Genomic DNA, 16,265 nt, shown 5'->3' with positions numbered 1-16,265 from the left:
CTCAGTCTCCGGGCACTGCGTGATAGAACGTGCCGGGATCGAGCCCGGCCGCCGGACCGACCAGGTCGCGGCCGCCGATCTCGGCCAGCACGCGATAGAGCACGCGCGCATCCGCTTCCTCATCGTTGATGTTCCGGCGTGGAATGCCGTCACGATAGCGGTCGCGGTAGGTTTTGAGCATGGCCGGATCGCTCGCGCCGGTGAGCGGGGCGATCTTGTCCCAGGCCGCATCCGAGGTGACCAGCAGCTGCTTGGCCTTGCGGGTCATGGCGATGAAGCGTGCCACGGCGTCGCGATGGCTCGCGGCCCAGCTCTCGTCGAAGACATAGCCGACGGCGGACACCGCGCCCTTGGCGCCGAGTTTCGGCAAAATCTCCTCGATGCCGGCGAGGCGCCGAAAACCCTTGGCCTCGAGCTGGGCGCAGAAATTCCAGAAATTCAGGCTCGCATCCATCTCGCCGTCGAGCGCCTTGGCGGCGATCAGGGGCGGAGCGCCATAGGCGATGGTTGCATCCGATTTGAGGTCGATGCCGTCCTGCTTCATCCGTGCCTGCAGCAGCAGCCAGCTCTTGTCGATGGGGCCGCCGCCGACGCCGAGCTTGCGGCCCTTCAGGTCGGCAAGCGTCTTGATCGGCGAGGCCGCGGGCACCATCACCGCGCCGAGCGCGCTGGAATAAGGATAGAAGGTGAGCTTGGCGCCGAGCGCGCGCTCGCGCGACACCCAGAGCCAGTCCGACAACATGATGTCGGCATTGCCGGCGCGCAGCGCGATCTTGCCGGCCTCGGGGCTCGCAAGCTCGGTGACTTCCAGCGCCAGGTTGGCCTCCTTGTCGAGCCCGGCCTCGCGGATGGTGGCCAGTTCCCAGGAGAATGTTCCGGTCTTTTGCACCGCCAGGCGGATGGTGTCCGCGGCACGAGCGGAGGTGCCCAGCGTCAGTGCCAGCATCATCGCGAGCGCCAATATTCGTGCCAAAACTCTGATCACCTTGTGAGCCATTTCCTCGAAGGGAGTGCTTTTCAGGACAATACGCATAGCATAGCTTCCATCGCAACCAGTGGGAGGACGCTCATGAGTTTTGCGGGACAGGTACGACCGATTGTCGCCGCTATGATCGTGCTCGCGGCGACCGTCTACGCGGCGCGGGCCGAGGAGCCCAATGATTATCCGACGTCGGCGCGCGCGGAATATGTCTATGGCTGCATGAAAGCCAATGGCGAGACGCGGCAGGCGATCGAGCAATGCTCCTGCTCGATCGACGTGGTCGCCTCGATTGTCTCTTACGAGCGCTATGTCACCGCCGAGACCGCGCTCAGCATGTCCCAGGTCCAGGGCAATCTCGGCACCCAATTCCGGACATCAGAGCAGGCGAATTCGGCCGTGAATGATTTGCGGCGGGCGCAGGCTGAGGCTGAGGTGAGGTGTTTCTAGCTGAAGATAGAGACCTACGTCCCCGGCTTCTCCACGTCCCACTCATTCCGGAAAATGTGCCCATCCGTGTCCTTGGCCTCCGCGCGGAATCGCTTCGCGCCGTTGGACACGTAAGTGAAGCGCAGATTGGGATCTTCCGAGATCGAGATGCCGCCTTCCATCGACAGCACAAGGCTGTCGTCCTGCGTCAGCTTCAGCTGGTTGACGAAGAAGGCGGGAATATAGAGCTGCGTGACTTGATCCATCTGCAGGCCGGAATTGTTGGGATGGCCGATCATGATCTGCGCTTCACGGATGCGGCTCGCCGGCGCTTCCTCGCGGGCGAATTGCCGGTAGCGCATCTGGCCGAGGCGGTTCTGGGCCTCTTCCGCGTTCTTTCCCGCCGGCGCCGAGCAGCCGCCTGACGCCTTCACATAGGTCTTTGAGACGTAAAGCTGGCCGTCGCTGAGCTCCGCTACCGCATGAACGTCAGTGTAATTGTTGACACGCACGCGCGTGGAGATCTCGGTGATATTGGCATCCGCGCCAAGCTCGAATTTCGCGGCCATCGGCGCCGGGTTGCGGTCGATCACCAGCGTGATCGATCGGATGCGGCGCGCATCGCCCGGCGACAGCTTGCTGCGCAGGCTCACTGGCACGATGGCCGCGTCCTCGGCGCGATAGGGCATCTCGATGGCGATGACATTGTTGCCATCGTTCATCGGACGGTTGCTGAAGATATCCTGCACCAGGCCCGGCCAGGGATCGTAGGCCTCTTCGGCGCTCGCCGGCAGCGCGAAGGCGATGCCGGCCAGTGCGGCGATCAAGGTGATGCGGAGCGTATGGCCCATGATGATGGTCCTGTGCGGACGACGCAGTTATCTCGGAGTCAGCGTAGCTGATCTCGGAGTCAGCGTAGCTGATCCCGGAGACAACGTAGCGCGTCCGCTACTCCCATTCAATTTCCGAAAATGCTGCGGTTGCGTTGCGGGCGTTGTAGTCGTCGAACAGTTCCCAGTCCGGCCGCTCCGTGGCCGCTGCCTTCTCCGCCGCGGTTCGGATCGGCTCGCCCTTCTTGTTCGAGGCACGGACGTCCGACAGCAGTGTCGAGAGATAGCGCCGTTCATCTGATAACGCTGCAGGCCAGTCGCTCATAGGGCCGTGACCGGGAACGACGCGGGCCGCCGGAACGCTCTCCAGCTCCTTCAGCAGGGCGAGCCAGCCGCGAATGCTGCCATCCACCACCGGAATGTGGCGGAGAAAGACCAGATCGCCTGCGAACAGCGTCTTGGTCGTCTCGTCGAACACGGTCAGGTCATTGTCGCTGTGCGCGGCCGGCCATGCCCGCAAGGTCAGCCGGCGCGATCCGAGATCGAGCGCCATGACGTCCTTAACCAGCACAGTGGGCGGCACGATCTTCACGGGATCGATCAGTTCGCCGCCCATGATGCGCCGGAAACTATCGAGATAATACGGCCCGCGCGTCGCCAGCGCCTGCGGCAGCTTGCTGTGGCCGACGAAGCTGGTTCCGTCCGCGATGAAGGCCGCATTGCCGAAAACGTGGTCGGGATGGCCGTGGGTGTTGATGACGTAGCGGATCGGCTTGCTGGTGCGGGCTCGCACCGCGGCCAGCAGCGCCTCGCCTTCACGAAGGCTGCCACCGGTATCGATCACGGCCACCGCATCCGCGCCGACGACGAAGCCGACATTGGCAATATCGCCCTCGTTCTCGCGGGTCATCAGGGCGATGGTCCCGGAGTGCACGAAGATTCCCGGTGCGACTTCGCTCACAGGCAATTCGGCTGCCCCGGCGCGTGCTACCGTCGCGAATCCCAGCAGGGACAGGGCTGCGATCTTTGACGTGAGATGCGACACTTTTCCGCCTCAGTTCAGGGCTTGCCGCATTGCACTGCAGCACAACAAGCCAACGCAAGGTTTGGCAAACATGGTGCGTCCTGCGTTGCATGGATAGCATTCGAATGAAATGAAATGAGGAGGAAGCGCGATGGAGGCCGGACGACATCGTCGCTGGTTGTTTTCACTGTGTGTGATGGCGGCATCTTGTGCGATCGGCAACGTCGCCCGCGCGCAAACGACCGATGGTGGTGACCTCTCGTTCGAGCTGGTCGACCCCAAGGTGCTGCGCGTCTGCGCCGACCCGCGCAATCTGCCGTTCTCCAATGAGAAAGGCGAGGGAATCGAGAACAAGCTCGCCGAGCTGTTCGCGGACAAGCTTCAGAAGAAGCTCGACTACGTCTTCTTCCCGCAGGCCACAGGCTTCGTGCGGATGACGCTGGGTGCGCATCGCTGCGACGTCATCATGGGCTTCCCGCAAGGCGACGACCTCGTCCAGGGGACCAATCCGTATTATCGCACATCGTACGCGCTGGTTGCGAAAGCGGGCAGCGGGCTGGAGGACGTCGACACGCTCGAAGACCCGAAGTTGAAGGGCAAGCATGTCGGCATCGTCGCCGGCACGCCACCCGCGACCAACATGGCCATCGCAGGCCTGATGGGCGATGCAAAACCTTATCCGTTGATGATCGACACACGCTACGACAATTCGGCGCAGGCCATGATCGACGACCTCGCTGCCAGTAAGATCGACGCCGGCGTGCTGTGGGGACCGATGGCAGGGTACTACGCCAAGAAGGTCGGTTCGCTGCACGTGACGCCGCTGGTGAAGGAAACCACCGGTCCAAAACTGGTGTATCGTATCGGCATGGGCGTGCGCGCCGTCGACCAGAACTGGAAGCGGCAGCTCAACAAGCTGATTCAGGAGAACCAGGGCGAGATCAACAAGATCCTGCTCGACTTCGGCGTGCCGCTGCTGGATGAAAACGACCGGCCGCTCGGTGCGGGGACGGCCAAGAAGGCGCCATGAGGCGGCCTCTTGCCGGCGCGCTCGTCGCCGCCGCCCTGGCGGTGCCGGCTTTGGCGCAGCAGCAGGAGCCGTTTGAGCCCGAAGGGTATCGCACCGACAATTACCGCGCGCCGGTGCCGGCGACGCTGGAAGGCGCGCGCGTGCTGACGACGGCGGAGGCCGAGGCGATCTGGCGCGCAAAGAGCGGCGCCTTCATCGACGTGCTGCCGCGCGCGCCGAAGCCAAAGAACCTTCCAGCAAGCACGGTCTGGCGCGACGCACCCCGGAAAAACATACCCGGCAGCATCTGGCTGCCGGATACCGGCTACGGCGCGTTGCCATCGGCGATGGACGGTTATCTCCAGCGCGGTCTCGCGCAAGCGTCATATGGCGACAAGGCCACGCTGCTCGTGATCTATTGCCTCGCCGATTGCTGGATGTCCTGGAACGCCGCCAAGCGCGCGCTCGCTTACGGCTATTCCAACGTCGCCTGGTATCCCGAGGGCACCGACGGCTGGGAGCATGCGAAGCTGCCAACAGAGGAGGCACAGCCGGAGCCGCGGCCTGAGCAGTGAGTGGCTCGATTCCTCCATCATTGCGAGCGCAGCGAAGCAATCCAGAGTCCCTCCACGGAAAGATTCTGGATTGCTTCGCTGCGCTCGCAACGACGATGTGGAGGCCAATTGCATCCGTCAGCCGGATCGACCCGCGGCGAGCAACCTCCGCAGCGAAACCCAGTCCTACTGCTTCTGCAACTTCGTCAGTGTGCCGGAGCCATCCACGTCGGTCGCGGAATACGTCACCCGATCGCCGGCATGGACGGTATCCAGCATCGCGGCGTCCTTAGCCTTGTACTGCTGCAACGCGCCGGCGCCGCCGGCACTGCCGCCGACCGTGCCCTTCTGCGTCTGCTGGATCGAGATCGTATTGTTGAGCCGATTGATGCTGGTGACCATTCCGGTCATGTCGTCGGCAAAAGCGGAGGACGCGAGCATGCTGATGGCTGCAGCGCCTGCGAGGATGAATCTTGCTGTTCCCATCGAGGCCTCCCGGCATTGGATGTTCACATCGACAAGCCATCCTAGATCGATTTGGTTCCGGCAGATAGCGTGGCAAACATTAATGATCGCATTGAAATCGCGGGAACTTTTGTGAAAGCCGCCAGCAGGGCTGACGCTATTCCATCTCCTGCTGGATCACGCGGCCGAGCGCAAACAGGCGCTGATCGATGGCGGTCGGAACCTCGCAGACGAAGCGCACCACCTTGCGGCGATCCTCGAAGATGCGGGTCTCCCAGATCAGCTGGTTGCTCATGGCATCGACCTTGGCGTCGTCGCGCGGCGTTGCGTCCTGGAGCGCCTGGAGCTGGATGGTCTCCTCGCGGATCTTGTCGGCGGCCTCGCGTTGCTTGCGGCTGACGCGTTCGAGCCCGCTCATGACTTGCGAGCGCTGGGCGTTGAGCGTGTCGAACAGGCCGGCGAACAGCAGTTTTGCGTTGGCGGTCTTGTCGGCCGCGGAGCCGCCCAAAAATTCCTTGATCGACCTCTCGGCCTCGTCCAGCGGCGTCTTGCGCGCTGCCAGCTTCGAGACCAGCGCGCTGACCTTGCTGTCGTCCTTCCACTTGCTCTCGGCGTCGTCGAGCGCAGGACCGGCCCAGACGGCGGCGAGCGAGATGTCCGGAACCTTGGCCTGCGAACAGGGCCAGTCGGGATAGCGCGGATCGGCTGCGCGTGCGGCGGCGGTCGAGACCGCGAACGCAATGGCTGCCACGGCAAGTGTCCGAACCATCATCCTTCGCCTCCCGCGGGCCCGCGTCGGGCCAGCCCGCGCGAGGGATCATAGGCATAGATCGCGGCGATCATGAAGACGATTGTGCAAGCTCCGACCACGGCGAGCGAGATCCAGTTGATCTGTCCATACAGCGCGAAGCGGATCAGCTCGACCGCATGGGTGAACGGATTGGCCTGGCAGACATAATAGAGATAAGGGCTGCCCTCCTGCACCCGCCAGAGCGGGTAGAGCGCAGAGGAGGCAAAGAACATCGGGAAGATCACGAAGTTCATGACGCCGGCAAAGTTCTCGAGCTGCTTGATGCCGGACGAGATCAGCATGCCGAGCGAGCCCAGCATCAGCCCGGACAGGATCAGCGCCGGCAGGACGGTGAGATAGCCGATCGTGGGAGGCGTGATGTCCCAGAACCAGGCGATGATCAGGAACGCATAGACCTGGAGCAGCGACACCGCGGTTCCCGCGAGCAGCTTGCAGAACAGCAGGAAGCCGCGCGGCAGCGGGCTCACCAGCAGCGTGCGCATATTGCCCATCTCGCGGTCATAGACCATCGAGAGCGAGGACTGCATGCCGTTGAAGAGCTGGATCATCGCCATCAGTCCCGGCGCGATGAAGACCTCGTAGAGGATGTAGGTCTCGTAGGGCGGGATGATGGAGATGCCGAGCACCTGGCGGAACCCGGCGGCAAAGATGAACAGCCACACCAGCGGCCGCACCAGTGCCGAGACGAAGCGCTCGCGCTGATGCAGGAAGCGCAGCCCCTCGCGCCAGACGATGCCGGTCAGGCAGGTCATGTACTCGGACGCCGAGAAGCCGCGCGGCGCGTCGCGCGTGGTGATGCTGCTCATGCGCCGCCTCCCGGCATCACTTGCGCACCGGTCAGGCGCATGAAGGCGGTGTTGACGTCCTGCGCGCCGGCCTCGGTCATGACGCGGCTCATCGGGCCCTGTGCCAGCACCTTGCCCTGGTGCAGCACCACGAGGTCGTCACTGGGCATGATCTCGTCGAACAGATGCGTGGCCCAGAGCACGCCGATGCCTTGCTCCGTCACGAGCTGGCGGACATGGCTGATGATGTCTGCGCGTGCCTTGACGTCGAGGCCGACGGTCGGTTCGTCCAGCAGCAACAGCCGCGGCCGGTGCAGCAGCGCACGGGCGATCTCCAGCCGCCGCATCTGCCCGCCGGAGAGATCGCGCACCTTGCTGGCGGCGCGATCGGCGAGGCCAATGCGCGCGAGCAGCTCGGCGCTGCGCGCAGCCGCCTCGCGCCGGCTGATGCCGTGGAGGGCGGCGTGATAGAGCAGGTTCTGCGTCAGCGACAGATCGAGATCGAGCGTGCGCGGCTGGAACACGACGCCGAGCAGCCGCAGCGCCTCGCCGGGCGTAAGGCTGATGTCATGGCCGAAAATACCGGCGCGGCCGGCCTGGATGCCGAACAGCCGCGTGATCAGCGAGAACAGCGTGCTCTTGCCCGCGCCGTTGAGGCCGAGCAAGGCGGTGAAGCTCGCGGGTTGCACGTTGAAAGAGACGTCGATCAGCGCCCGGCGCGGGCCATAGGAATGGCTGACGCCGTCGATCGACAGCGCGGGCACCGCGGCCGGATCAGGCCGTGGCGTCTCGCGAAGTTCGGCGATGGGAGCGGGGCTGGTCATGGCGCGATCGTGATGCCCCAGGGCAGTTCGCCCACCTGAATGGTCTTGATCACCTTTTGCGCGGCGACGTCGATGACGGAAACGTCGTTGGACACGCCATTGGTGGTGAGCAGGTATTTTTCATCCGGCGTGAAGGCCATGTGCCAGACGCGCTGGCCGACCAGGAGATATTTCGTCACCTTGCGCGTGGCGACATCGACCACGGCGACTCGGTTGGCGGGGCCGAGCGCGACAAACGCCGTTTTATCATCCTTGGTCATGCCGATACCGACCGGCTGGATCGCCTCCTTCCTCAAGCCGGGAATCTCGAAATTGACCTTGCCGATGACCTCGTGCTTCTGCGGGTCGACGATCGACACGGTGCCGCCGATCTCGGAGGACACCCACAATTCGGACGCGTCGTGCTTGAACTCGGCAAAGCGCGGCCGGGCATCGACCAGCACATTGGCAACGATCTGGCGCGACGCGGTGTCGATGAAATGCGCCATGTTGGTCGTCTCGGACGTGTTGATCAGAATCTTCCCGTCCGGGCTGATGGTCATGCCCTCGGGCTCGACGCCGACCTGGATGTCTCCGAGGCGTGCACGCTTCTCCAGATCAATCACCGTCACCGTATTGTCGTTCTCGTTGGCGACATAGAGCGTCTTGCCGGCGGCATCCTGGGTGAACAGTTCAGGGTCGGGCCCGGAGGGCAGGGTGTCGACAACGGCTTGGGTCTTGGCGTCGATCACCTGGATGGTGTCGTCGTCGCCGACCGCGACCATCACGAATTTGCCATCGCGCGTGAACTCGATGCCGCGCGGGCGCTGGCCGACCTTGATGGTCTTGGTCACGGCCCAGCTCTCGGTGTCGATCACCGACACCGTGTTGCTCTTCTCGTTCGAGACATAGGCGATGAAGGCATGCGCGGGCGCCGCGACGAGCACCAATCCGGACAGCAATCCCACACGCAACATCCGTGTCCTCATTTCAGCTTGCATTTGCTCTCCGGACGATCATAGCCGAGCGTGTCGAGTTCGGAGACCTGGTGCAGAAACCCTTCCTGCGGCGACACCGACACCACCATGCGGCCGTCGACCAGCAGGATCGGCTGGCGGAGCTGGAGATTCCAGTCGCGCAGCGTCAGCTTGGTGCCCTTGAAGGCGGCGACGGAGAAGTCCGGTCCCTTGATGAAATCGGTGACCTTCTTGACGTCGCCGGAATTGGTGCGCGAGGTGGCCTCGCCAATCATGCGCACGGCAGTCCAGGCCTGCATGTCGAGCGCAGTCATGCGCCGCGAATTGAGCTTCATGAAGCGGTTCTGCATCTGCGTCGCGCCCCATTGGTCCTGCGCGGCGTCCCAGCTGCGCGGCACCAGGCCGGCCGAGCCCGCGACGGGGCGGGGATCCCAGGTGCGGTAAGGCAGATAGGCTGCGAATACCTCGCTCTCGTCGGCGGCGACCAGCACGTCGTAGGCGGGCGCGGCTTGCGTGAACACGGGCATCTGCCGCTGGATCAGCGTCACGCCCGAGTCCGTGCGGCGCGCGCCGCCGGTGTCCTCGAAGGTCCGCTCCTGCACGATCTTGGCGCCAAAGCGCGTGGCGGCGCGACGGAGTGCATCGGCGTATAGCTTGTCCTTGTCATGCGAGCCGACCACCAGCAGCCAGCGCGGCCATCGCTTCCACACCAGGTACTGGCCGAGCGCATCGGCCAGCATTGAGCGCGTCGGCGCGGCGTGGATCACATTGGCGCGGCAATCGGCCTCGCGCAGCCGCTCGTCGATTGCGCCGGCGTTGAACAGCAGCGTGCCGCGGTCGCGCAAGGCGTCGGCGGCCTTCAACAGTGCATCGGCCGGCAGGTCGGTGACGATGAAGCCGTTGTGCTCGGCGAGCGCGGTCGCGGCCTGGACCACGTCCTCACCTTCCCTAATGCGGCGCTCCTCCAGCGTGAAGCGCTGGTTCAGGAATTTCCCTGTGGTGTTGTTGTCCTCGATCGCGAGCTTCGCGCCGGCGACGCCGTCATTGTCCGTGGGCTGCTCGACCAGCGAGAGCGTCGATCTGGTGCCGGCGACACCGAGATAGCCGACGCCGATCGTGACCGGGTCGGCCGCGAGCGCTTGCATCGCTGCCAGACACAGGCCGATCGGGCCGAGCAACCATCGGATCATGCTTCCTCCTGACGTCCTCCCCGGCTTGACCGTCGGTGAAGAATTGTCTCTCTTGAAGCATGACCGATTTGGCCGGGCATGCAACCCCGCATTTGGTCGTCGCGACACCACAGGCGGAATCACGATCATGCGAGCGCTGATATGTTTCGCGGCTTTGCTGCTGATGGGTTCGCAGGCAGCCGCCGATCCGCCAAAACTTGCCGTGTTCGATTTCGAGTTGATCGACACCAGCCTGCCCGGCGAGTTCTACGGCTCCCGGCCGGAAGAGGCGCGGCTCGCGCATATCAGCGACCAGTTGCGCAAGCAACTGGCCGACTCAGGCCGGTTCCAGCTGCTCGATATCGCGCCGGTGAGGGATGCCGCCAGTCACGCCAATCTGCAGGCCTGCGGCGGTTGCGACCTCAAGCTTGCCGGAGAGCTCGGTGCTGACCTCGAGATCACCGGCATGGTGCAGAAGGTCTCGAACCTGATCATCAATCTGAACATCTATCTGCGCGACGTGAAGACCGGCAACATGATCACCGCGGCAAGCGCCGACATGCGCGGCAACACCGACGAATCCTGGTCGCGCACGATGAGCTATCTGATCCGCAACCGCCTGCTCGCGCCGAATTACGGCAAGCCGGAGTAGCGGGCATTTTCACGCCCTCAGCCGCTCCGCGTGCCAGTGCAGATGGTCGCTTATGAACGTCGAGATGAAATAGTAGCTATGGTCGTAGCCCGGCTGACGCCGAAGCGTCAGCGGGATGTTGGCCTTGTTGCAGGCCGCCTGCAGCAGCTCGGGACGAAGCTGCTCCTTCAGGAAATTATCGGCCTCGCCGACGTCGACCAGGAAGCCTGCGTATTTCGCGCCATCCTCGATCAACGCCACCGTGTCATGGCTGCGCCAGGCATCCTTGTTGGGCCCGAGATAGCCGGTCAGCGCCTTGATGCCCCACGGTACCTGCGACGGTGCCACGATCGGCGCGAAGGCGCTGGCCGCGCGATAGCGGTGCGGGTTGCGCAGCGCCACAGTCAGCGCGCCATGGCCGCCCATGGAATGGCCCATCACCGATTGCCGCTTGGCGTCGACGGGAAAATGTCCCGCCACGAGCTTCGGCAGCTCGTCGGTGACATAGCTCCACATGCGATAATTGCGCGCGAACGGCGCTTCCGTCGCATCGACGTAGAAACCGGCCCCTAAGCCGAAATCATAGGCGTTGTTGGCGTCGCCCGGCACGTCGGGCCCGCGCGGGCTGGTGTCGGGGGCGACGAAGATCAGGCCGAGCTCGGCGCAGGCTTTGCGAAATTCGCCCTTCTCGGTGACGTTGGCATGGGTGCAGGTGAGGCCGGAGAGATACCAGACCACGGGCAGCCTGGTGCCGTCGGCATGCGGGGGAACATAGACCGAGAACACCATGTCGGTGCCGGTCGCCTGGCTCGCATGGCGATACACGCCCTGTACGCCGCCATAGGAAGTGTTGGTCGAGACAGTCTGGATCGTCATGCCGGTTTGCTCCGTGGCATCTCACCACATCAAGAATGCAATGCTCGTGTGTCCGAATTAGCGCGGGAACGCAAAGGCTGACCCAGGGTCAGGCGACACCGCTGTCGATCGCCAGCCGCACCAGCTCGACCGAGGTCTTCACCCCGAGCTTCTGGCGCATGATCGAGGAGGTGTTGGCGACCGTCTTGTAGGACGATTGCACCAGCCAGGCGATCTCGGACAGGCTCTTTCCCGCGCTGAGCAGCCGCAAAATCTCCATCTCTCGCGCATTCAGCTTCGACAGCGGGCTTTGCGCCAGCATGGGCCCTGCGAAGGCGATGCTGCGCGCGATCGCACTCGGAAGATAAGTGCCGCCGCCGCCGACGGTGCGGATCGCCTCAACGAGATCGTCGGGGTCGCCGGTCTTGGAGACGTAGCCCTTGGCTCCGCATTCGATCGCGCGCGCGGCAAAGGCCGGGTCGTCGTTCATGCTGAACATGATGATGCGGGCATCAGGCGCGCGTTCGAGGATGCGGCGCGCAAGCTCGAAGCCGGAGACGGTCGGCAGGTTGATGTCGATGACGCAGAGGTCGGGGCGCTCGACGATGAACACGCACTCGCCGTCTTCGGCATCGGCGGCCTCCAAAATCTCGATCTCGCCTTCGTCGGCCAGCACCGCGCGGCAGCCGGAGGCGACAATGGGATGATCGTCGACTATCAGAATGCGCATAGGCGTTCCCCGTGACAGCGCATCCCCGTGAAAGAATTTGCCTGTTTTCGCGCCGCATGATTCCGGACGGGACGGACGCGCGTCTCATGTCGGGTCATGCAACCCGGCCGGGATTGCTGTACGCTTCCGATTAGATATCGGGCGCTTCGTCGCTGTCAACGCTATCGGACAGGGGCGAGCGATCCTTCGTGGGGCAGGCGAGAGCAATGTGGCAAAATCTATCCTTGCGCGGGCGCATCAACCTCCTGCTGGCGCTGCTGCTTGCGCTCGGGCTCGCCGTCAACATCGCCCGACAGGTCGCGGAGGCCGGTCCCCGCGTCCAGGCCGAGGACCAGAGCGTGATCCGGCTGGCGCGCGAGTTCATTGAGATGATCGTTGCCGATCTCAACGAGGCGCCGGATCCCGACGCCAGGCTGAGCCAGATCGCGCGTGACCTCAATCGGCTCCGCCATATCAGCATTGCGCTTCGGGACGCAGGTGGGAACCCGTTGACGCCGCCGCGCACCGAGGCCGATGACGACACGTCCGGGCCACCGGCCTGGTTCGTCAGCCTGGTTCATCCCGAGCAGACCGCCGTCAGCGTGCCGGTCTCGGTCCATGGCAAGCCTGGCTCGCTGGTGATTACCTCGCATCCCAATGACGAGATTGCCGAGATATGGGATGCCATCGTCACGCAGCTCGAGGTCGGTTCAGTCATCGCGCTGGTGCTGTTTCTGGTGATGATGACGGTCGTCGGCCGCGCGCTCGCGCCGCTTGAGTCGCTGACACAGACGATGGGCGAGCTCGAGGACGGCCGCTACGACGCGCGTGCAGTGCCCGACGGCGCGCCTGAGCTCGCTGCGATCTGCACCAAGCTCAATCATCTCGCGGCGACGCTTGGCGAGGCGGTCGAGGACAAGCGGCGGCTTGCCGAGCGCGCGGTGTCGCTCCAGGACGTCGAGCGCAAGGAGATCGCGCGCGAGCTGCATGACGAATTCGGGCCGTATCTGTTCTCGCTGCGCGCGCATGCCAGCGCTCTCGCAAAGCTCGCCGACGGACGCGCACCAAGTGCAGATGCCGTGCGAAAACACGGCGGAGCCTTGCTGGAGCAGATCAATGCGCTGCAGCAGTTCACCCGTCGCGTGCTGGAGCGCTTGAGGCCCGTCGGCCTTGCCGAGCTTGGCCTTGGCAAGGCGCTGGAATCGCTGTCGCGGCTGTGGCGGGAATCGCATCCCGACGTGAACATCGAGACGACGATCTCGCCGGCGCTGGGGGTTACGGGCGAGACCGCGGACCTGACGATTTATCGCGTCGTGCAGGAGGCGCTCACCAATGCGTTCCGCCACGCCGGCGCGACCGCGATCAATGTCGTGATCGAGCCGGCGGAGCAGCCCGGCCGCGACGGTCGCTGCTGCGCCCGGGTCCGGGTCAGCGACAACGGCCACGGCATGGAGCCGGGCCAGAAGCTCGGCTTCGGCCTCGTCGGCATGCGCGAGCGTATTCTGGCGCTGGGCGGCACGCTCAACGTGGCGTCGGGCGCGGGCGGCGTCACCGTAGAGGCGCTGGTTCCAACCGCTGCGGCCTGATCGCGTCCGGTTCGATCGGGAAGAATTCCCGATTTGGTCGGGAAAACGGGTACGGATTGTGCCCGACCTTTTGCGGCTGGTGCATGAGCCGCCGCCGAATACACTCGTCACAACCAACGGTGAAAACCAAAACAGCTGAAGGTTACGGGTGGGACAATACTAGGAATGCGCAAGCTGGGACACACGCGGCGTCTGCTGATGGCCTTGGTCGCGACCGGGTTGGTGTCCGGACTCTGTTTCGGGACCAGCGCCCGCGCTGCGCAGGACGAAGAGACCAACGTCCAGAATCTGCCTGCGGTCGAGGTGGTGGCGCCGCAGCCGACGCCGCGGCGCGCGTCGCCGCGGCCGGTTGCGCGGACGGCTGCGAGCTCCGGCAAGCCGAGGGAGGGCAGGATTTACGTCTACCCGACCGCGCCTGGCACCGGCAGGGGTCTCGATGTCGACAAGGTTCCGTCGGCGATCAACGCCGTTGACGCCAACCAGATCAAGCGCACCGGCTCGCTCAACGTCACGGATGCGCTGCGCGACAACATTGCCGGGGTCAGCATCAGCGAGGTGACCGGCAACCCGTTCCAGCCGAACGTCGAGTTTCGCGGCTTTGTCGCCTCGCCCGTGACCGGCACGCCGCAAGGACTCGCGGTGTACCAGAACGGCGTGCGGATCAACGAAGCGTTCTCGGACGCCGCCAACTGGGACCTGATCCCGACCGCGGCGATCAGGTCGGTGACGCTGGTGACCAATAACCCGGTCTTCGGCCTGAACGCGCTCGGAGGCGCGATCAATCTGCAAATGAAGGATGGCTTCACCTATCAAGGCGCGGAGCTGGATGCCATGGGCGGCTCATTCGGCCGCATCCAGGGCTCGGCGCAATGGGGCAAGGTGGTCGACCAGAACTACGGCATCTACGCCGCGCTCGAAGGCCTGCACGACAACGGTTTTCGCAACTTCTCCCAATCGGACGTGCGGCGCTTCTACAGTGACGTCGGCTACAAGGCCGGCGACAGCGAATTCCACGTCAATATGGGGGTCGCCAAGAACGATTTCGGCGCCAACGCCACCGTTCCGGCCGAGCTCCTGGGTAAATATTGGGGCGCGACCTACACGACACCGCAAACCAGCGCCAACCGCGTCGGCTATCTCAACCTGACCGCCAGGGCCGACGCGACGCCGACCTGGACGCTCGAAGGCACCGCGCATGTGCGCAGGTACGAGCAGAAGATCGTGGACGGCAATCCAACCAACGTCGGCGAGTGCACGGCGGACGCGACGTTGCTGTGCTTCGGCGACGGTGCGACGCCCGCGAATGGCACGAACGGCGTGCAGCTTGGCAATCCCTTTGCGCCGGGAACGATCCTCGGCGAGATCGACCGGAGCTCGATACGGTCGACCAGCTTCGGCGCATCGGGGCAGGCCACCAACACCGATCAGCTGTTTGGGCATGACAACCGCTTCGTGATGGGCACAAGCTATGATGCCAGCGTCACGCGCTACGATGCCACCGCCGAGATCGGTTCGATCGGAGAGAACTATGTCGTGAGCGGCGGCGGCATCTTCCTGGGGCCGACCGGCACGATCGATACCGGGTTTGCCGGTCCCGTCTCGCTGCGGACCGTCAATCAATATAACGGCCTCTATGCGATGGACACGTTCAACGTCACGGATGCCTTCGCGATTACCGGCGGAGGCCGCTTCAACGTGGCGCGCATCTCGCTGGAGGACCAGCTCGGCACTGCGCTCAACGGCGACTACACCTACACCCGGTTCAATCCGGTGATCGGCGGGACCTACAAGATCACGCCGGAGCTGACCGCCTATGCCGGCTATTCCGAGGCCAACCGCGTGCCGACACCGCTCGAGCTCGGCTGCGCCGATCCGAACAATCCGTGTCTCATCGCGGCGTTTCTGGTCTCCGACCCGCCGTTGAAGCAGGTCGTGTCCAAAACGGTGGAGGCTGGCCTGCGCGGTACCAGGGAGCTGAACATCGGCACGCTCGGATGGAAGATCGGCGGCTTCCGCGCCACCAACTATGATGACATCCTGGCCGTCCCCGTTCCCGGCCGGACCGGCTTCGGCTATTTCACCAATGTCGGCAGGACACGACGGCAGGGGCTCGAGGCCGAGGTCAACATCAAATCACCGACGCTTCAGTTCCAGGCCAGCTACACCTTCGTCGATGCCCGCTTCCTCGACGCATTGACGCTCGGCTCGAACAGCCCGTTCGCCGATGCCGACGGAAACATCCAGGTCTTGCCCGGCAACCAGATACCCGCGATCCCGCGTCACCGGGTCAAGGTCGGTATCGACTACGCTGTTACCGATGAGTGGAAGGTTGGCGGCAATGCGCTGTTTGTCTCCAGCCAATACCTGGTCGGCGACGAATCCAACCAGTATTCCAAGCTGTCATCCTATACGGTCTTCAATCTGCACACGTCCTACCAGGTCGCCAAGAATTTCCAGATCTACGGCAAGATCGACAACGTCTTCGACAATCGCTACGCGACCTACGGACAGTTCTTCGACACCGGCGCTCTGCCGAACTTCACCAATGGCGGAAACCCCTTCACCGATCCGCGCTCGCTGGGCCCGGCAAGGCCGCGCGCGTTTTACGCGGGCGCGCGGGTGACGTTCTAGGACTGCGGGGTCCCGATC

At 64.2% G+C, this 16,265-nt stretch carries 17 protein-coding genes; 6 read left to right on the top strand and 11 right to left on the bottom strand.

Annotated elements, in window-relative coordinates:
• Position 1: 1 nt before the first annotated feature.
• On the bottom strand, positions 2-949 hold the full coding sequence (locus ABID59_RS10170) for an ABC transporter substrate-binding protein (RefSeq protein ID WP_187435431.1): 948 nt from the start codon (positions 947-949) through the stop codon (positions 2-4).
• A gap of 120 nt (positions 950-1,069) precedes the next feature.
• Here ABID59_RS10170 and ABID59_RS10165 point away from each other — a divergent pair, with 120 nt between their 5' ends.
• On the top strand, positions 1,070-1,429 hold the full coding sequence (locus ABID59_RS10165) for a hypothetical protein (RefSeq protein ID WP_187435430.1): 360 nt from the start codon (positions 1,070-1,072) through the stop codon (positions 1,427-1,429).
• 14 nt (positions 1,430-1,443) lie between these two features.
• Here ABID59_RS10165 and ABID59_RS10160 read toward each other — a convergent pair whose 3' ends face one another.
• Together ABID59_RS10160 and ABID59_RS10155 are read right to left on the bottom strand one after the other, a co-directional pair.
• Positions 1,444-2,259, bottom strand: coding sequence for a quinoprotein dehydrogenase-associated SoxYZ-like carrier (locus ABID59_RS10160; RefSeq protein WP_502916789.1), 816 nt, complete (start codon positions 2,257-2,259; stop codon positions 1,444-1,446).
• Positions 2,260-2,356: 97 nt separating this feature from the next.
• A complete protein-coding gene (locus ABID59_RS10155; RefSeq protein ID WP_502916796.1) occupies positions 2,357-3,148 on the bottom strand; it encodes a quinoprotein relay system zinc metallohydrolase 2 in 792 nt (263 codons plus the stop codon).
• 265 nt (positions 3,149-3,413) lie between these two features.
• Here ABID59_RS10155 and ABID59_RS10150 point away from each other — a divergent pair, with 265 nt between their 5' ends.
• Positions 3,414-4,292, top strand: coding sequence for a substrate-binding domain-containing protein (locus tag ABID59_RS10150; RefSeq protein ID WP_502916788.1), 879 nt, complete (start codon positions 3,414-3,416; stop codon positions 4,290-4,292).
• Complete coding sequence (locus tag ABID59_RS10145) at positions 4,289-4,846, top strand: PQQ-dependent catabolism-associated CXXCW motif protein (RefSeq protein WP_354083300.1); 558 nt, start codon at positions 4,289-4,291, stop codon at positions 4,844-4,846. The genes ABID59_RS10150 and ABID59_RS10145 overlap by 4 nt, the downstream gene beginning before the upstream one ends.
• A gap of 165 nt (positions 4,847-5,011) precedes the next feature.
• Here the strand turns inward: ABID59_RS10145 and ABID59_RS10140 are convergent, their stop codons facing one another.
• The 6 genes from ABID59_RS10140 to ABID59_RS10115 all read right to left on the bottom strand — a co-directional run bounded on the left by ABID59_RS10140 (position 5,012) and on the right by ABID59_RS10115 (position 9,856).
• Entirely contained in the window at positions 5,012-5,311 is a 300-nt protein-coding gene (locus ABID59_RS10140; protein ID WP_354083299.1) for a copper-binding protein, read from the bottom strand.
• A 136-nt stretch (positions 5,312-5,447) separates the two neighbouring features.
• Entirely contained in the window at positions 5,448-6,062 is a 615-nt protein-coding gene (locus ABID59_RS10135) for a hypothetical protein (RefSeq protein ID WP_354083298.1), read from the bottom strand.
• Complete coding sequence (locus tag ABID59_RS10130) at positions 6,059-6,907, bottom strand: lanthanide ABC transporter permease protein PedC (RefSeq protein WP_354083297.1); 849 nt, start codon at positions 6,905-6,907, stop codon at positions 6,059-6,061. The genes ABID59_RS10135 and ABID59_RS10130 overlap by 4 nt, the downstream gene beginning before the upstream one ends.
• Positions 6,904-7,710, bottom strand: a complete 807-nt coding sequence (locus ABID59_RS10125; protein WP_354083296.1) for a lanthanide ABC transporter ATP-binding protein PedB/LutE — start codon at positions 7,708-7,710, stop codon at positions 6,904-6,906. The genes ABID59_RS10130 and ABID59_RS10125 overlap by 4 nt, the downstream gene beginning before the upstream one ends.
• A complete protein-coding gene (locus ABID59_RS10120) occupies positions 7,707-8,690 on the bottom strand; it encodes a YVTN family beta-propeller repeat protein (RefSeq protein WP_354035415.1) in 984 nt (327 codons plus the stop codon). The genes ABID59_RS10125 and ABID59_RS10120 overlap by 4 nt, the downstream gene beginning before the upstream one ends.
• On the bottom strand, positions 8,675-9,856 hold the full coding sequence (locus ABID59_RS10115; RefSeq protein WP_354035416.1) for a lanthanide ABC transporter ABC transporter substrate-binding protein PedA1: 1,182 nt from the start codon (positions 9,854-9,856) through the stop codon (positions 8,675-8,677). Before ABID59_RS10115 ends, ABID59_RS10120 begins: the two co-directional genes overlap by 16 nt.
• Before the next feature lie 127 nt (positions 9,857-9,983).
• On the opposite strand from ABID59_RS10115, the gene ABID59_RS10110 reads away from it, so the two are divergent.
• Positions 9,984-10,487, top strand: a complete 504-nt coding sequence (locus ABID59_RS10110; protein WP_354035417.1) for a DUF3280 domain-containing protein — start codon at positions 9,984-9,986, stop codon at positions 10,485-10,487.
• Positions 10,488-10,496: 9 nt separating this feature from the next.
• Here ABID59_RS10110 and fghA read toward each other — a convergent pair whose 3' ends face one another.
• Both fghA and ABID59_RS10100 read right to left on the bottom strand, forming a co-directional pair.
• Positions 10,497-11,342 (bottom strand): S-formylglutathione hydrolase, encoded by an 846-nt coding sequence (fghA, locus tag ABID59_RS10105; RefSeq protein WP_354083295.1) that lies wholly within the window; start codon positions 11,340-11,342, stop codon positions 10,497-10,499.
• An 88-nt stretch (positions 11,343-11,430) separates the two neighbouring features.
• Positions 11,431-12,051, bottom strand: a complete 621-nt coding sequence (locus ABID59_RS10100) for a response regulator (RefSeq protein WP_354035419.1) — start codon at positions 12,049-12,051, stop codon at positions 11,431-11,433.
• 206 nt (positions 12,052-12,257) lie between these two features.
• Between ABID59_RS10100 and ABID59_RS10095 the strand changes: the two genes are divergently transcribed.
• Entirely contained in the window at positions 12,258-13,616 is a 1,359-nt protein-coding gene (locus ABID59_RS10095; protein WP_354083294.1) for a histidine kinase, read from the top strand.
• A gap of 165 nt (positions 13,617-13,781) precedes the next feature.
• Positions 13,782-16,247: a TonB-dependent receptor gene (locus tag ABID59_RS10090; protein WP_354083293.1), complete on the top strand. Its 2,466-nt coding sequence runs from the start codon at positions 13,782-13,784 to the stop codon at positions 16,245-16,247.
• Positions 16,248-16,265 lie beyond the last annotated feature (18 nt).

The sequence above is a fragment of the Bradyrhizobium sp. S3.3.6 genome (assembly GCF_040546905.1).
Lineage (GTDB): Bacteria > Pseudomonadota > Alphaproteobacteria > Rhizobiales > Xanthobacteraceae > Bradyrhizobium > Bradyrhizobium cytisi.
This window is presented reverse-complemented; position numbering and strand designations above follow the sequence as displayed.

Coding starts and splice junctions, on each gene's coding strand:
- ABID59_RS10170 (WP_187435431.1), bottom strand. CDS start 949: ATGATGCTGGCACTGACGCTGGGCACCTCCGCTCGTGCCGCGGACACC.
- ABID59_RS10165 (WP_187435430.1), top strand. CDS start 1,070: ATGAGTTTTGCGGGACAGGTACGACCGATTGTCGCCGCTATGATCGTG.
- ABID59_RS10160 (WP_502916789.1), bottom strand. CDS start 2,259: ATGGGCCATACGCTCCGCATCACCTTGATCGCCGCACTGGCCGGCATC.
- ABID59_RS10155 (WP_502916796.1), bottom strand. CDS start 3,148: ATGACCCGCGAGAACGAGGGCGATATTGCCAATGTCGGCTTCGTCGTC.
- ABID59_RS10150 (WP_502916788.1), top strand. CDS start 3,414: ATGGAGGCCGGACGACATCGTCGCTGGTTGTTTTCACTGTGTGTGATG.
- ABID59_RS10145 (WP_354083300.1), top strand. CDS start 4,289: ATGAGGCGGCCTCTTGCCGGCGCGCTCGTCGCCGCCGCCCTGGCGGTG.
- ABID59_RS10140 (WP_354083299.1), bottom strand. CDS start 5,311: ATGGGAACAGCAAGATTCATCCTCGCAGGCGCTGCAGCCATCAGCATG.
- ABID59_RS10135 (WP_354083298.1), bottom strand. CDS start 6,062: ATGATGGTTCGGACACTTGCCGTGGCAGCCATTGCGTTCGCGGTCTCG.
- ABID59_RS10130 (WP_354083297.1), bottom strand. CDS start 6,907: ATGAGCAGCATCACCACGCGCGACGCGCCGCGCGGCTTCTCGGCGTCC.
- ABID59_RS10125 (WP_354083296.1), bottom strand. CDS start 7,710: ATGACCAGCCCCGCTCCCATCGCCGAACTTCGCGAGACGCCACGGCCT.
- ABID59_RS10120 (WP_354035415.1), bottom strand. CDS start 8,690: ATGCAAGCTGAAATGAGGACACGGATGTTGCGTGTGGGATTGCTGTCC.
- ABID59_RS10115 (WP_354035416.1), bottom strand. CDS start 9,856: ATGATCCGATGGTTGCTCGGCCCGATCGGCCTGTGTCTGGCAGCGATG.
- ABID59_RS10110 (WP_354035417.1), top strand. CDS start 9,984: ATGCGAGCGCTGATATGTTTCGCGGCTTTGCTGCTGATGGGTTCGCAG.
- fghA (WP_354083295.1), bottom strand. CDS start 11,342: ATGACGATCCAGACTGTCTCGACCAACACTTCCTATGGCGGCGTACAG.
- ABID59_RS10100 (WP_354035419.1), bottom strand. CDS start 12,051: ATGCGCATTCTGATAGTCGACGATCATCCCATTGTCGCCTCCGGCTGC.
- ABID59_RS10095 (WP_354083294.1), top strand. CDS start 12,258: ATGTGGCAAAATCTATCCTTGCGCGGGCGCATCAACCTCCTGCTGGCG.
- ABID59_RS10090 (WP_354083293.1), top strand. CDS start 13,782: ATGCGCAAGCTGGGACACACGCGGCGTCTGCTGATGGCCTTGGTCGCG.